Raw genomic sequence first — 13,616 nt, 5'->3', positions numbered from 1 at the left:
GTTTCAAAAAACGCCCCATGCGCCATCTGCGCCAAACTTCGGCCCCCGTGCAAAGCCCTCCTTGTGGGAGAAGGTGGCCGCGCGAAGCGCGGTCGGATGAGGGGTGGTCCAGCTTGGCACCGACGGCACTCCGTCCAACACCCCTCTTCCGTCTTGGCGCTGCGCGCCAATCCACCTTCTCCCACAAGGGGAGAAGGGACGGCGAGACGAGCGGCTCGCTGCCGCAAAGCCTTGCAGCGCAAGGATTTCAGGCATGAAGCCCATCGAACCTCGCGCGAGCGGCCTTGACCCGCTCTGTGTTCTTGCGCGCCCATTCGCCGAGCGCGCCGACCGGCACAAGCAGCTCGTAGCCAAGGTCGGTCAGCTCATAGTCGACGCGTGGCGGAATGGTCGGAAACACGGTCCGGGTGACGAAGCCGTCGCGCTCAAGCCCGCGCAACGTCGTGGTCAGCATCTTTTGCGAAATGCCGCCGACGGCGCTGCGCAATTCGTTGAAGCGCAGCGGCCCGTCACCGAGCTTGCCGACGACGAGCACGGTCCATTTGTCGCCGACGCGCTGCAGGATTTCCGAGATGGCGCGGCAGTCCTCGGTGCGGTGCGGGTGCCTTGGTATCAAAAAGGTGCCTCCTTGCGCCTCGTTGGCGCAGTCACTCATATAGCTCAAGTATCTAAACGATACCAGAAATTCGCCTGAAGGAGAGCCCCTCTATGTCCAAACCCAAAATCGCCATTGTCGTCGGTTCGACCCGCGCCGCACGCTTCGCCGACGTTCCGACCCAGTGGATCGCCAAGATCGCCAAGTCGCATGCCGACATCGACGTGGAAGTGGTCGACCTGCGCGACTTCCCGCTGCCGTTCTTCGACGAGGTCGCTTCGTCCGCCTGGGCGCCGTCGCAGAATGAAGTGGCAAAGCACTGGCAGAAGAAGGTCGCCGAGTTCGATGGCTTCATCTTCACCGCCGCCGAATACAACCATGGCCCGACCGCCGTGCTGAAGAACGCGATCGACTACGCCGCCAATGAATGGAACAAGAAGCCGGCCGGCTTCGTCGGCTATGGCAGCGTCGGCGGCGCGCGTGCCGTCGAGCAGCTGAGGCTGCATGCGGTCGAGCTGCAGATGGCGCCGGTCAAGTCGGCAGTCCATATCGCCTGGGGCGATTTCCTTGCCGTCCGGCAAGGTGAAAAGAAGCTCGAGGAGCTCGAGCACCTGAACCAGGCGGCGACCGCGCTGGTCAACGACGTTGCATGGTGGGCCAAAGTGCTGAAGGCGGCGCGCCAGACCGACGCGGTGGCCGAGGAAGTCAAGGCGGCCTGAACCGCAGACCAGGACAGTCCTCCCAAGGGTTCCCGGGGCGGCGCTTGCGTCGCCCCTTTTGATTCAGGCGATGGCTGGCTGCCGCGCCTGCCGAGGCCTGATGATACAGTCGGCGAGGCGGTCCATCTCGTTCAACTCATCCGCATGGTGCTGGCCCCACTCACAGAGCGCCAGAAGGATAGGCTCGAGGCTGAGGCCGAGGCGCGTCGCCGAATATTCGACGCGTGAGGGGATCTCGGCAAAGATCTCGCGTCTGACAAGGCCGTGTTCCTCCATTTCGCGAAGCTGCTGGATCAGCACTTTCTGGGTGATATCAGGCACCAGCGTCTTCAGCGCCGACAGCCGCCGGGGGCCGTCAAAGAGATGGTAGAGAATGACAGCCTTCCATCGGCCCGAGATCACTTTCAGCGCGCGTTCCGCCGGCAGCAGAGGCAGTCTCTTGAGCAGCCTTTTGGTCGGCCCCGTTTTGGTCGGCCCCGTTTTGGTCGGCATGGCCATGGTCACCTCCTGGTCAGCAGGGGACAAATGAGTGTGTGGTCGCGATCAGGCAGATAGTGGCAAACAGCAGCCGATGCCATAGCGATGGGTGCATGCCATGAGAGCCATTCAACTCAACCGTTTCGGCGGTCCCGACGTCCTCGACATCGTCGAGATGCCGAAGCCGGAGCCGCAAGCAGGCGAGGTGCTGATCCGCGTTCATGCGGCCGGCGTGAATTTCTTCGAGGTGTTGATGCGCGGGGATCGCTACGCGATGACGCCGCAATTGCCGATGGTTCTCGGCGTCGAGGCTGCCGGGACCGTGGAGGCGCTTGGTCACGAGGTTGACATCTCGCTGACCGGGACACGCATAGCTGCGCCGCTGTTCGCTTCGAAGCGCCCGTTTGGCGGCTATGCCGACTATGTGACGATCGACGCATCGCTGGCCGTGCCTTTGCCCGACGCGCTCTCATTCGAAGACGCGACGGCCCTGATGGTGCAGGGACTGACGGCCTTTCATCTGCTGCGGCAAAGCCCGCCAGCCGGCAAGTCGGTGCTGGTCACTGCAGCCGCGGGCGGTGTCGGCTCGTTGCTGGTCCAGCTCGCCAAACGCCAGGGCGCCAGCGCCGTGATCGCGGTCGCCGGCAGCAGGGCCAAGCTCGATCTTGCCCTGTCGCTTGGCGCCGATGCCGCGGTCGACTACAGCGCGGCGGATTGGCCCGCGCGAGTGCGGGAGGCGGCTGGCGGCGCCGGCGTCGATGTCGTCTACGACATTGTCGGCGGCTCGATGACGGCGGCATCGCTGCAAGCGCTCGCGCCTGGCGGAGAGCTGGTTTTTGCGGCGCTGGGCAGATACACGGTCGGCGCTGCGGAACTGGAAGCGATGATCACCCGGAACCAGTCCCTGCGAGGTTTCGCCCTGCTGCCGCTGCTCTCTGCCGATGGCCTCAGGGCCAGCCTGTCGGAGCTTTTCCAGCTGGCCGCCAGCGGCCAGCTTGCCGTGACGCAAGGCGGCCGCTACCCGCTCGACCAGGCCAACGAAGCGCACCGCTCGCTGGAGGAGCGCCGCTCGACCGGCAAGGTCGTGCTAATACCTTGAGTGGTGTGGTCGACTAACTGCGCACGGGCTCCGTGCAATGCGTGTGCTCAAATAGTGGGAACAGCGCCAGGAGCCGACTTCTGGCGGGCCGGATTGCAGGCGGCGAAGGCCTCTCTAAATGACTATTAAACCTTGTGCGGCGTCCTCTATATTGCCATCCAATTTGATCACAACCCAGCGTACCTTATTCGCATCGTTGTCCGCTTTTTCAGTTGCCTCAGCAATCATCGGCAGTCTTGTTTCTTTTCCTGTCTTCGAATCATCGACATGGACTTCAATTTGATCGTCCGGTTGCGCGCCAGCCTCATCGAATGAGGCGTAGAATTCCAAGTTGGCCGTCAGGAGCTCATCGCCAACAATGTCAAAGTATCCAACGCCCCCCTTGACGATTTTAACAGGGCTTACTTCCAGATAATCTATATCTACAGCCATACGAAGTTCCTCCCTTGTTCCTGCGGCATGTTCGACGAGATCAATCGAGATCATTTGGTTTTCGTGGCGTCCATCCGCCTGATCTTGCCATCACGCCGCCCGACCTACCCATGCCGCCACCGGATCTGCCCATACCGCCGCCCGACCTGCCCATGCCTCCGCCATAGGCCTCTCCAGATAGCAGGGTTTGCTCGAGTGACCCCGTCTCTGCGTCCAACCTGAGCGAATGGTCGCTCTTGTCGTAAATCCATACTTTTATGTCCCTGGAGAAAGCCCCGATCTGCAAGCCGAGGCCCGTTCGCGCACTGGACCCGGGAGCCCGGGACAGTCTTTTGTACTCAACTACGTCGTCGGCATTGGTTGGGGAGGGATCGTCGGGGTCAAGACCGGCCCCATGGACGAGAAAAATCGCTGGCGGAGCCAGTTCATAAAATGCTCCCTCGAAGGAAAAAGAAAAAATCCGTGCCAGACGCGCATCGGGGCGTTGATTCGGAGCAGTTCCAACAACATGTTCGAGCTGACGCCGCAGAAAATTGTTGTTTCCTGGTCTTGGTACCTGCAAGTTATCGTATATGCCGCCTCCTCTCAAAATCACGTCTTCAAGCAACCGACCAAACAGATATACAGACGATACGCCAAGTAGTGTTTCATTATCTGACATCTTCCTCTCCGTTATTATTATCTAGCTAGACATCGACCTTGCTAACATAACTCTTTCTCGATAAGTCATCTTCGGAAAATTGGATATATCTCTCGGCAGCAAGGTGCGGGCCGAATGGGAATGGCCGCGGCGCGGCCTATTGTTGATCCGCCTGCCAGCGTGCAGCTCGCCGATGCCCCGACGCCTGAAGTTGCGACCGATGAGCCTTGCGAACTCACCCCCCGTCTCGACCTCATCGACGGCGAGCATCGCTGTCGCGACATCTCCATAGTCCAGAAAATCGGGCCCCAAAGCCCATAGCGTTTCGGCGAGATACATCCCGACGACGTCGCGCGCATCGAGCAGCGCCTCGCGGAAGCCGTCGGTCCGGCGGGCGAAAGCGCGGTCGAAGGCGTCCTGCAGCGGCGCCCGGGCAGCCGGATCGGCTTCGGCGACATCGGCGAGATTCTCGATCTCGGACGAGATCAGGCCGCGGGCCACCAAACTCTCGTGAAAGATATCGACCAGAATGTCGAATATCGCGCCGGTGAGCGGCTCCGACAGGTCATGCTCGTTCTTCCAACCGTGGACGAATTCGGCCATCGTCCGCTGGTTGTTTGCCAACCTTATCTGGCTATGCGGCGAAAATTCCGAAAAGCGCGCGAGACGGTTGGCGAGATAGAGGTTGCCGCGCGTCTCGTCCAGCACATTGTTGATCACCGACGGGAAATGCATGGCGGCGATCAGCGACACGCAGTCGGAGAAGGCTTCCTGGAAGCCGACATATTCGGGGAACTCTTTGCCCAGGCCCGGCACGCCCAGCACGGCGAAGGCTATAGCGTGGCCGACCTCGTGGGCGATGATGTCGAAGTCGAGGCTGAAAGGGAGGATACTTCCGTCCGTCTCGAACTGGCTGCCCACTTCGAGATAGCCGTAGCCGAACTGCGCATTGTTCCACGTCGGCAGGATCGAGATTTCCAGACGCTCATGATGATCGCGGAAATGCCATGCAACCGACTGGCCGAGATAGCGTTCCCACACATCGAGCGTGAACCGCACGGAGCCGAAGAGATGCGCGGCCTCGAAGCCGGGCATCGATGGCTGGTAGTGATCGAAATTGCCGCGCTCGTCGGGCACTGCCGGCGCGAGGATATTTCCTGTCCAGGGCGGCAGATAGATAAACGGCGTTCCCAAGGGCGCGCGGTTCACGCCATAGGGCCTGGTCTTGCCGACCGGCTCCACGACATACATTCGACGGGCCGACACCGACGCTTCCGAGCGGCGATGAAACCGTGACGATTTCAGGGCACGCTCGAGCGTCCTCGAACGGAGGCTGGACAAAGAGCCTGAACCGGGTCGTCATCCCAGTACCCCACGACCTATATTAGCTTAGCATAAATTAATCTCCGTTGCTTGGCGAGAACTTCATAAGCAACGTGAGCCTTTTGTTTGTCGGGTCTGCGAACGCGCGCCGGCCCCGCCCTATTCCGTGAGTTCTATCAGCCTGGGGTAGCGCGGGTGGCCGCGAATGGGCTCGAAATCGGAGTCGTTCTTGAACCACAGCTTCATTTCCGTGCCGACCTGAGGCAACCAGGCCTCCAGCAGGTCGATCGACCGGTCGCTCTCGCCCAGCAGCGCATAGGTGCAGGCGGCATTGTACTGGATGTTGATGTCGCCGGATTCGGTCGCAAGGGAGCGCTCGAGCCATGCCAATGCTCGATCGTGCTCACCGAGGAAGGCGAGCATGATCGCGCCAAGGCATCCGACATTGGCATTCTCCGGGTGGAGCCTTAGCTCCTCCTCGGCCTTCCCTATCGCGATCCGCGCATAGTTTTCGGCTTGATCGTTCTGCCCGAGCGAGCGGAAGACGTTCACGAGCATAACCGGCGCACCATAATCCGCCGGCTTGATCTCCATTGCCCTCAGGAAATACGTCGCTGCCATTTCGAACTGACCCTGGGTCACGCAGAACTCGGCATAGTAGCGATTGGCCTCATGGCAGTTAGGATTGATGGCCAAAGCCCGCTCGAAGGCGGCAACTGCCTCGGCGCGGCGACCAGCGCCGGAAAGGGCGTGCCCCATGGCCGCATACGCTTCTGGCAGATTGGGGTCGATAGCCAACGCCTTTGCAGTGGTTGCCAGAATATCCTCGACCTGAATGTCGAAGCCAAATTGCGAGCGGAGCCGCGTGTTGCAGACCGCGATGCCGGCATAGGCTCGAGCATAGCTCGGGTCGAGTTCGATAGCCCTGGCGAAACTTTGCCTGGCCATCAGGTGGTTTGCCTTCGACGCGATGTGGTAATACTCGCGGCCTCTCAAATAATGCGTATAGGCTTCGACATTCTCGGTCGGCGCTTGCTCAATCGCCTTCTTCTCCTCGGGAAGGAGTTTGACCTTGAGCTGCTCGACGATTGCCTTGGTGATCCCGTCCTGCACGGCGAAGATATCGGTGAGGTCGCGGTCATAGCGGGCGGCCCAGACGTGGCCGTCGCTCGCCCCTTCGGTCAGTTCGGCATTGATCCTGACGCGGTTCCCGGCTTTGCGGACGCTTCCCTCGACCACATAGGCGACACCGAGTTCACTGGCGATGTGTTCCAGGTTCAGGGCGCGGCGCTTGCAGGCGAAGACGGTGTTGCGGCTGAGCACGAAGAGGCCCGAAACGTTGGACAGGTCCGTGATGATGTCCTCGGTGATCCCGTCGCTGAAGAACTCCTGGTCGGGATCGTTGCTCATATTGGCGAAGGGCAGGACGGCCACCGAAGGCTTGTCGGGGCGCGTCCCAATCTCGCCGGTCCGCATTTCGTTGCGCGAGGCGACATTCCCCCAATTGGCGAAATAGACATGCACCGGATGGGACATGTTCTTCACCGTCCTGGCACCCTGATCGGCGAAGTCCAGGTCGAGTTTGTTGCCGACCTCGTGGCGCACCGCCTCCGAACAGGCAATGCCGCCGGGTACGGCGAGACCTTGCAACCGGACTGCCATGTTCACGCCGTCGCCGTAAAAATCGTCGCCGTCGACGACAAGATCGCCGAGATTGATGCCCATCCGAAACTTGAAATGGCGGTCTTTCGGGATCCCGGCGTTGCGCTCTACCATCCCGCGCTGGATTTCTACGGCACAACGGGCCGCATTGAGAACGCTGCCGAACTCGACAAGCAAGCCGTCGCCCATCACCTTGAAGATGCGCCCGCCATGCTTGGCTACAGTTGGATCGAAGAACTCGCGGCGATGCTGGCGAAGCGCGCCGAGCGTTCGCTCTTCATTTGCTTCCATCAGGCGACTGTAGCCTACCACGTCGGCAGCCAGGATCGCCGCCAGACGGCGCTCAACCCGCTCCTCGGACATGCCGTCTCCGAAAACGTCGATACTACACGATTTAACGGCATACCGGTGAAGGTTTTTCGATGTGGGCCGCAACGCGAGGGTGCGGGCTGGGATCGACATCAGCCCGCGTTGGAAAACCTCCCAAGCAGGAAGCCGCGGGGTGCAGGGTGGATGCTATGGGGAAAGCGCGGGGCTGGCGGTGACCAGCGGGCCGACAGCCGCAATCGGGGTGGCCCCAAACCTTGTGTCGGTCGGCCCTGCGCCTCATTCAGGTCGTTGAGATCAGTTTTGCCGTTTCCTGAAAGCAGACATAGCCAACGACCACGCTGGAGATCATGGTTGCGCCAGTAACCAATGATCCCGCCATCGCGGACAAGGGCTGAATCAAACCATTGACGTTACTCTGCGCTGAGATTCTGCCTCTGAGCGGCGGCACACTCTTCCAAAAAGCAGGATGTTTCGAAGCACGATCAATCGCTTGAACGATTAGGCCGAAATAGCGGAATCCGCATGCAATAAATTGGCGAGGTTCTCGTCCCGTGTCGTCGATCAATCCCGGCGCGGATCGTAAGGCCTGGCGGCCCGTTGAGCGACGCGCTCGCGGTACCTCGCGTCGGTACCACTTCGGTTTTCCGGCTTGGTAAGCGTTTCGACAGGCTTCCCGAGGACGACCAGCAGCGTGTCCCATTCTTCCTGGCCGAGCGTCTTGTAGCGGTACTCCAGACCCGGCGAAGCCAGGAGTTGCTCGATCTCAACCCGCGCGAAAGAGGCCGCAGGGCCAATGCGGCGAAAGCCGTTTCGCACGGCATCGGTGGCCGCGGTCAGGTCGCTGAAGCCATACTTGCCCGGATCGTAGACGGAGTACTCGCGCAGCAGCCGCAACAGGTCGGGCACGGCATCGACGCCGCGCTCGCCCTGGCGCTTGATCAGGCCGGTGGCAAAGCGGCTGACCGCCGGATCGGCGACAATTGCGCGCTCTTCCGGCAGAGGATCGGCGTATGCACCTACAGGGAGGCCGGCCAGGGCATTGATCCAGTGGCGCGCCTCCTTCTTGTCGGTGGCCGCGAGGTAGCGGCGGGCGGCGAGCCGCCGCAGATCGGCGGAGTCGCCATCGACCTGTTTGATGATCGCCCACAGCCCGTCTGAGGATCGCACCCGCGGGTCCTCCAAGATGCGAACCAGCAGACGCCGGTCGCTCTCGCCGAGCGGCTGGTCGTTCGCGCGGAACGAGTCCATCCACTGATTGGCGAGCGCGAACGCGGGATCGCTCACCGGCTTAAGCGGATCGTCGAGCGCTCTGGCAAGTTCCTCGCGCGTTCTCGTTTTCGCCGCTTCGATATCCACGCCGCGCGAAACGCTGGTGTGGTCGAGTAGCAGCCGGTTGACCGGAACCTCGGCGTACATCCTTCCGTCACCGAGCCGCCGACGCTCCCAGCCGAACCGGAAGTTCTCGATCCCGCCCGAAGTCCCGATCAGCAACGGCGCCGCCGGGGCAAAGATCGACAGGATCGACTGCCGCAGCAGCACCTGTTCACCGGCGTCGGTGATGGTGAGCGCCTTGCGGTGGGGTGCGGAGGGTTCGAGCGACCAATCCACCCGTCCCGACCGGGGCTTGGCATCGGGCACGGCAGGGCCGTCCTCGATCGCGATGGTGAAGCCGGGTTCGGGGGCGTCGTCGCTTTGCAGCAGCGCCTTGCCCTCTGACATCATCAGGTTCCATTCGGCTTCCAGCGCGCGCTGAGGGGCGAGTGGATCGGAGGCATCGTAACGCCGCTCTTCCAGCAGGCCATGCCCGATAACGGTGCTTCGTTTGCCGGGCGTCGAGTCCGGCACGATGCGATAGGTATTGGAATGACCGCGAAGGGTCTGGACGCGGACTGAAGTGACGCCCGGGGTTTTGAGCAAGGCCGCGCACAATGCGTCGCAACGGCCCTCGAACGGGCGGGCGAGGAGAATGTCGCCGTTGAGCGCAATCGGTGCGCTCGGCTGAATGTCCGGCTCCTCCAGGCTGGCCAGCTTGTCCCTCGCCCAGGTGAGGCCTGGCTGGGGGATGGTCCAGAACAATGCCAGCGTCGCGGCGCCCGATATGACGTTCAGAGGAACGCCTGAAACGAAACTTCCGAGCAGCAAGCGGAACAGCGCGAAGGCGACGCCATACATGAAGGCCGTTGGCATCGACGCGAGGATGAGTCCCGGGATAATCAGGAAACTGCCGATGATGACCAGCCATGGCATTGTCAGCGCCACGAACGCGCCGACGCCGGTGATGATCAAGTAAGTCTTCAACCACATGCGCGGAACCTTACCGCGCAGGATTCAAAAAAATGATAAAGCCACTGTTCTCGGGTCGGTGCCGTTTTTGGGGATCCGCCCGTTGACGAATCTCGTTACGCTCACCTCAAAAAGCTGTCGATCGTCCGCCTTTGGAGGCTCTGGCGCCTCCATCAGATGACCGACTCGGTGAAGGTTTTTCGATGCGGGCGCGCAACGCAGACATCGGCCCGCGTTGGAAAACCTGCCAAGCATCATCAGGCGATCTGGCCTTCTTCCGTGACCTGGCCGGTCTTGCACTAGGCTGACACCTTCGCCGCCTGGCTCGCGCCGCTACGCAAATCCGAATGGGTCGGAGATAGTTGCGCTGCGTCTCCCGTGAGAAACGCCACATGTTCATGTCGCCGATCAACCGCTGGCGCAAAGGGCTGATGGATGTGCATCGAGAGCGGGATGGGTCATGGTCAGGCTCCTTGTTGAAGAAGCCCGTCATGCTCTGCCGCCGCCGAATGACGCTCAATGCGGGCGCGACGACCGGTCCCTGATCTCTACCTCAACCGCAGGCGCCTCCCGCCTAGCGGGTTCGTTCTCCGACCCGAAGCAGAGTCTCACACGCGACGGCGGCATGGCTGCTTTGCGCCGCATGTCCACCCTTGAAGCGATCTTTGCGATTGCCGGATAGCAGACGCTGCCGGCGACCACCTTGGACATCTTATTGCGCCAGGGTAGACATTTCCGATCGCGGGGCAGGCGGCCCCGGATGGGTCGCTACTTCGGCATTGGGAGGAGACTTCTGAAGTCCGATCCCTCTCCGCCCCAGATCGGTATTGATGTACCGACACCGGGCAGTCATACTTACGGGGCAAGTGACGAGAAACGAGCCACAATGCGTCTGCTGCCAAATCTGCTCTCCCGTTTTGTAAAAAACGGGCGCCTGACTGTCATATTCGAGGACGGTTTCAGGCAAGCCTTCGGCAGTGGACAGGATGGGCCCGACGTGACGATCCGCCTAACCGACAAAGCGGTCGAACGCGAGATCTTCTTCAATCCGGAACTGAAGGCGGCCGAAGCCTACATGGATGGCCGCTTGGTGATCGAGAACGGTGGCAAAGCATTTGACCTCTTGTCACTTTTTTCTGTCAACCGCACTGGGTTGGCAGCCCACCCCGTTCAGAAGGCGTTGCGGAAAGTCTGGCGTGCGTTGCGCCGACGCCAGCAGAACAACAAGCTCGGTCTCGCCGCAAAAAACGTTCAGCATCACTACGACATCCCGACGAAATTTTATGAGCTATGGCTCGACGAGACAATGACCTATTCGTGCGCCTATTATACGGCACCGGACAACAATCTGCTGCAAGCGCAGATCGACAAGCATGGCCACATTGCCGCGAAGCTCAAGCTAGAGCCGGGCATGCATGTGTTGGAAATCGGCTCAGGCTGGGGCGCTCTCGCCATCTATCTCGCCAAGTATTGCGACGTGAAGGTCACGGCGATCAACGTTTCGACGGAGCAATTGGCGGCGTCTCGGCTTCGAGCGATCGAGGCCGGGGTCGCTCATCAGATCGATTTTCGCGAGGTCGACTATCGCGAGGTCAGCGGACAATTCGACCGTGTTGTCTCGATCGGAATGATGGAGCACGTAGGCGTCGCTCATTTCGACAGCTATTTCACAACCATCAGTAGATTGTTGAAGGAGGGCGGCTTCGCATTGGTTCATGCGATCGGACGCATGTCACCGCCTGGTACGACGGCGCCGTTCATCCGCAAGTATATCTTTCCAGGTGGGTATGTGCCGGCTTTGTCAGAGGTGTTTGCCTCGTTGGAGCGCACGGGGATCTGGTGCGCCGACTGCGAAAATTTGCGGCTGCACTATTACTGGACGATCCACGATTGGCGTCTCGGTTATGAGGCCAGGCGCGAGGAGGCAGTCGCCATGATGGGCGAACGCTTCTGCCGTATGTGGGATTTCTATCTGGCGTCGGCCGAACTCGGCTTCCTAAACGGTTCAAATTTTGTCTTCCAGATACTGATCTCGGCTCGCCGTGACGATGTCCCAATCATCCGCGATTATATTGTCGAAGAAGAGCGACGCCTACTGAGCTCGATGCAGACGAGTGCGTAGTTTCGCTATCTACACCGTGGGCCCGGTCCGCTGGTTAGCTCGCCCTGCAGGACTCGGATGACATCATCGTGGGGGGCTTGCAGTTGGTGGCGAGTCATTTCTAAGGCTCCGCTCGCGCCCGAGTACCGCCCCGGTCAAGCGAAAGCCACCGCAACCGGAACCATTCCTCCCAAGACCTGGTCCAACTTCGGGCACGTCAGATTGTGGGCAGCGAGTATCTCACGGCGTTGCACAAGTCCAAACTGCGAAAAACGCAGGATACGGACGAACGCATCGCCGCAGTAGCGCAGTGGAAGGCGGCGACCTGCTTCAGCGAAGCGGAACGGGTTGCACTGGCCCTTGTCGAGGCCATTTTCGTCCCGGATGCCGGCAACGAACGCGTTTCGGATGCGCTGTACGCCCGAGCTTCCAGCCTCTACGACGACAAAGCGCTCGCCACGCTCGCTGTTGCCATCGGCCAAGTCTCGTTTTCATCGCGGTCGCGCTGTTGGAAAACCACTGCCTGGGCGCTCGCCAAGCGAAAGCTGGCGCTAGGAGTTACGGGTACGCCTTCGTCCCGCTAGGCGTTCTTGCCAAAAGACGTGATGTGGAGCCGGCGACTATCCGTCGGCTCTACCAACCACATCGCTTCGCCAATAGATGGGCCCGGCTTTCAAATCGGTCATTGTGTTGCCGGCCAGTTGAAGTGGCCTGCGATAGGCGACAAAGCCCGGATGCGCTGTATCACCCCGACTGCATTGACCCCTCCCGCTCAAAGAACGCTCTTTTCAGGGCCATAAGCTTTGGCGAGACGGACCATGCCTTTCGTTCGAAGGCGTTGGTACCAATAGAAAAGTATCATCAAGCCGGTTGTTGTGCCGGCACCAAGGCACAGTGCAGGCGCCAACGCTGATCCGACATATAGTGCTAGAAGGGTCACGCCCGCCGCCGCGACAATGGCTTTTACGAAAGCGATCATCGTCGCGGCTGTGGTGAGATGCGCCAGGAGCGGCCCGGCACGCAGCGACGGTTCGGCGTCGTTTTCTGGCCAACGGCCGAACTCTTTGGAAAACTGAAAAGCAGCATCCTCCCCCAGCGTTCGGTAGTAGGCCCTGATCCGGGCGATGCCGATATGGGCCTGCATGTTCTCGGCGGCTATATCGATCAACCTTAAGACGGTGAAGCTACCCAGCAAAAAGAGCGATGGCAGCACGGCTAGGAGAAACGGCTGAAGGAATTCAGGCGACTGCGCGACAAAGCCCGTCGCCACTAGAGCGCTCGATAGAGACATGATGTAGATGGTCGTTCGCGACGCCATTTCGCTGATAGTTGCGCTGATCGCCGATTGCTGCACGAAATGCTCTGTCGTGAGGGCCGCGAGAAGCGCGGTGTGGGGTGTTGTCGTGTCGGCCATTTTATATCTCCTGTGATGAGCATGCCGCCGCTGGCGCATCCTGAGCGACAGAGCCGTCGACACAGGCTGCATGCGCCTACGCGATTGTGCAGATGTTCAAAGAGTGTTCATCAACTTGGCAATTCCGTTTAAATGGCGCCGGAATTCGGCTTGCCCGATGCCTGTATAACGCCGGAAATCGCGGCTCGCATGGGCTTGATCGAAATAGCCTTGCTGGCGGCCAATTGCGCCAGTCCGCCGGCGGGCGCGTCGGCCAGCAGAGCCCCAACTAGTCGATAATAGCGCATGACGCCCGCGTATCGTTTTTGGCCCACGAGGTTCCGGAACAGTCGATAGAGCGAAGAATAGGAAAGCCCCAGCGCGGCCGCGGCAGTAGCAACGCCCTGGTCTGGATCGGCATCTATGAGGCGCACGGCTTCCGCAAGATTTTGAACCTGCTGGTGGGCATTGCTCACACGTCCGGATAGGGCAATGTCGCAACTACGCTCGGTCCCAAACAGCCGCGCCAATTTGGTTAAGGGCCTGGATGGGGTTTAGGTTA

The 13,616-nt window shown here is 60.7% G+C and carries 13 protein-coding genes and 1 pseudogene; 4 read left to right on the top strand and 10 right to left on the bottom strand.

The genetic code is table 11. The annotated features are described in order from the left end of the window. Nucleotides 1–247: 247 nt before the first annotated feature. The gene (locus AC0L3H_RS25580; protein ID WP_031255233.1) at nt 248–616 is read right to left on the bottom strand and encodes a winged helix-turn-helix transcriptional regulator; all 369 of its coding nucleotides are present in this window, start codon (nt 614–616) and stop codon (nt 248–250) included. A gap of 92 nt (nt 617–708) precedes the next feature. Here AC0L3H_RS25580 and AC0L3H_RS25575 point away from each other — a divergent pair, with 92 nt between their 5' ends. Further along, complete coding sequence (locus AC0L3H_RS25575; protein ID WP_473587304.1) at nt 709–1,314, top strand: NADPH-dependent FMN reductase; 606 nt, start codon at nt 709–711, stop codon at nt 1,312–1,314. Nucleotides 1,315–1,377: 63 nt separating this feature from the next. On the opposite strand, the gene AC0L3H_RS25570 is transcribed toward AC0L3H_RS25575, so the two are convergent. Continuing rightward, the gene (locus AC0L3H_RS25570; RefSeq protein WP_473495156.1) at nt 1,378–1,812 is read right to left on the bottom strand and encodes a winged helix-turn-helix transcriptional regulator; all 435 of its coding nucleotides are present in this window, start codon (nt 1,810–1,812) and stop codon (nt 1,378–1,380) included. A gap of 97 nt (nt 1,813–1,909) precedes the next feature. Here AC0L3H_RS25570 and AC0L3H_RS25565 point away from each other — a divergent pair, with 97 nt between their 5' ends. Further along, the gene (locus AC0L3H_RS25565; RefSeq protein WP_473587303.1) at nt 1,910–2,890 is read left to right on the top strand and encodes a quinone oxidoreductase family protein; all 981 of its coding nucleotides are present in this window, start codon (nt 1,910–1,912) and stop codon (nt 2,888–2,890) included. 114 nt (nt 2,891–3,004) lie between these two features. Here the strand turns inward: AC0L3H_RS25565 and AC0L3H_RS25560 are convergent, their stop codons facing one another. The 6 genes and pseudogenes from AC0L3H_RS25560 to AC0L3H_RS25535 all read right to left on the bottom strand — a co-directional run bounded on the left by AC0L3H_RS25560 (nt 3,005) and on the right by AC0L3H_RS25535 (nt 9,563). Beyond that, nucleotides 3,005–3,376, bottom strand: coding sequence for a hypothetical protein (locus tag AC0L3H_RS25560; protein WP_473495158.1), 372 nt, complete (start codon nt 3,374–3,376; stop codon nt 3,005–3,007). Beyond that, nucleotides 3,363–3,983 (bottom strand): hypothetical protein, encoded by a 621-nt coding sequence (locus AC0L3H_RS25555; RefSeq protein ID WP_473587302.1) that lies wholly within the window; start codon nt 3,981–3,983, stop codon nt 3,363–3,365. Before AC0L3H_RS25555 ends, AC0L3H_RS25560 begins: the two co-directional genes overlap by 14 nt. A 21-nt stretch (nt 3,984–4,004) precedes the next feature. Further along, nucleotides 4,005–5,325 (bottom strand): annotated as a pseudogene (locus AC0L3H_RS25550) (gluzincin family metallopeptidase). A gap of 119 nt (nt 5,326–5,444) precedes the next feature. Next, the gene (locus tag AC0L3H_RS25545) at nt 5,445–7,310 is read right to left on the bottom strand and encodes a TPR end-of-group domain-containing protein (protein ID WP_473587301.1); all 1,866 of its coding nucleotides are present in this window, start codon (nt 7,308–7,310) and stop codon (nt 5,445–5,447) included. A 247-nt stretch (nt 7,311–7,557) separates the two neighbouring features. Further along, on the bottom strand, nt 7,558–7,842 hold the full coding sequence (locus AC0L3H_RS25540; protein ID WP_287223610.1) for a hypothetical protein: 285 nt from the start codon (nt 7,840–7,842) through the stop codon (nt 7,558–7,560). Beyond that, nucleotides 7,839–9,563 (bottom strand): hypothetical protein, encoded by a 1,725-nt coding sequence (locus tag AC0L3H_RS25535; RefSeq protein ID WP_473587300.1) that lies wholly within the window; start codon nt 9,561–9,563, stop codon nt 7,839–7,841. The genes AC0L3H_RS25540 and AC0L3H_RS25535 overlap by 4 nt, the downstream gene beginning before the upstream one ends. Before the next feature lie 883 nt (nt 9,564–10,446). Between AC0L3H_RS25535 and AC0L3H_RS25530 the strand changes: the two genes are divergently transcribed. Together AC0L3H_RS25530 and AC0L3H_RS25525 are read left to right on the top strand one after the other, a co-directional pair. Further along, complete coding sequence (locus AC0L3H_RS25530; RefSeq protein WP_473587306.1) at nt 10,447–11,682, top strand: class I SAM-dependent methyltransferase; 1,236 nt, start codon at nt 10,447–10,449, stop codon at nt 11,680–11,682. Nucleotides 11,683–11,885: 203 nt separating this feature from the next. Beyond that, entirely contained in the window at nt 11,886–12,245 is a 360-nt protein-coding gene (locus tag AC0L3H_RS25525) for a carboxymuconolactone decarboxylase family protein (protein WP_473587299.1), read from the top strand. 188 nt (nt 12,246–12,433) lie between these two features. Here the strand turns inward: AC0L3H_RS25525 and AC0L3H_RS25520 are convergent, their stop codons facing one another. Together AC0L3H_RS25520 and AC0L3H_RS25515 are read right to left on the bottom strand one after the other, a co-directional pair. Next, entirely contained in the window at nt 12,434–13,075 is a 642-nt protein-coding gene (locus AC0L3H_RS25520; RefSeq protein ID WP_473587298.1) for a hypothetical protein, read from the bottom strand. A 128-nt stretch (nt 13,076–13,203) separates the two neighbouring features. Beyond that, on the bottom strand, nt 13,204–13,530 hold the full coding sequence (locus tag AC0L3H_RS25515; protein ID WP_473587297.1) for a hypothetical protein: 327 nt from the start codon (nt 13,528–13,530) through the stop codon (nt 13,204–13,206). Nucleotides 13,531–13,616 lie beyond the last annotated feature (86 nt).

The organism is Mesorhizobium sp. WSM4816 (assembly GCF_055811535.1).
This window is presented reverse-complemented; position numbering and strand designations above follow the sequence as displayed.

What these genes read in the sequence shown, in the direction of transcription:
- AC0L3H_RS25575 (WP_473587304.1), top strand. Translation starts at nt 709, where the DNA reads ATGTCCAAACCCAAAATCGCCATTGTCGTCGGTTCGACCCGCGCCGCA.
- AC0L3H_RS25570 (WP_473495156.1), bottom strand. Translation starts at nt 1,812, where the DNA reads ATGGCCATGCCGACCAAAACGGGGCCGACCAAAACGGGGCCGACCAAA.
- AC0L3H_RS25565 (WP_473587303.1), top strand. Translation starts at nt 1,910, where the DNA reads ATGAGAGCCATTCAACTCAACCGTTTCGGCGGTCCCGACGTCCTCGAC.
- AC0L3H_RS25560 (WP_473495158.1), bottom strand. Translation starts at nt 3,376, where the DNA reads ATGATCTCGATTGATCTCGTCGAACATGCCGCAGGAACAAGGGAGGAA.
- AC0L3H_RS25555 (WP_473587302.1), bottom strand. Translation starts at nt 3,983, where the DNA reads ATGTCAGATAATGAAACACTACTTGGCGTATCGTCTGTATATCTGTTT.
- AC0L3H_RS25545 (WP_473587301.1), bottom strand. Translation starts at nt 7,310, where the DNA reads ATGTCCGAGGAGCGGGTTGAGCGCCGTCTGGCGGCGATCCTGGCTGCC.
- AC0L3H_RS25530 (WP_473587306.1), top strand. Translation starts at nt 10,447, where the DNA reads ATGCGTCTGCTGCCAAATCTGCTCTCCCGTTTTGTAAAAAACGGGCGC.
- AC0L3H_RS25520 (WP_473587298.1), bottom strand. Translation starts at nt 13,075, where the DNA reads ATGGCCGACACGACAACACCCCACACCGCGCTTCTCGCGGCCCTCACG.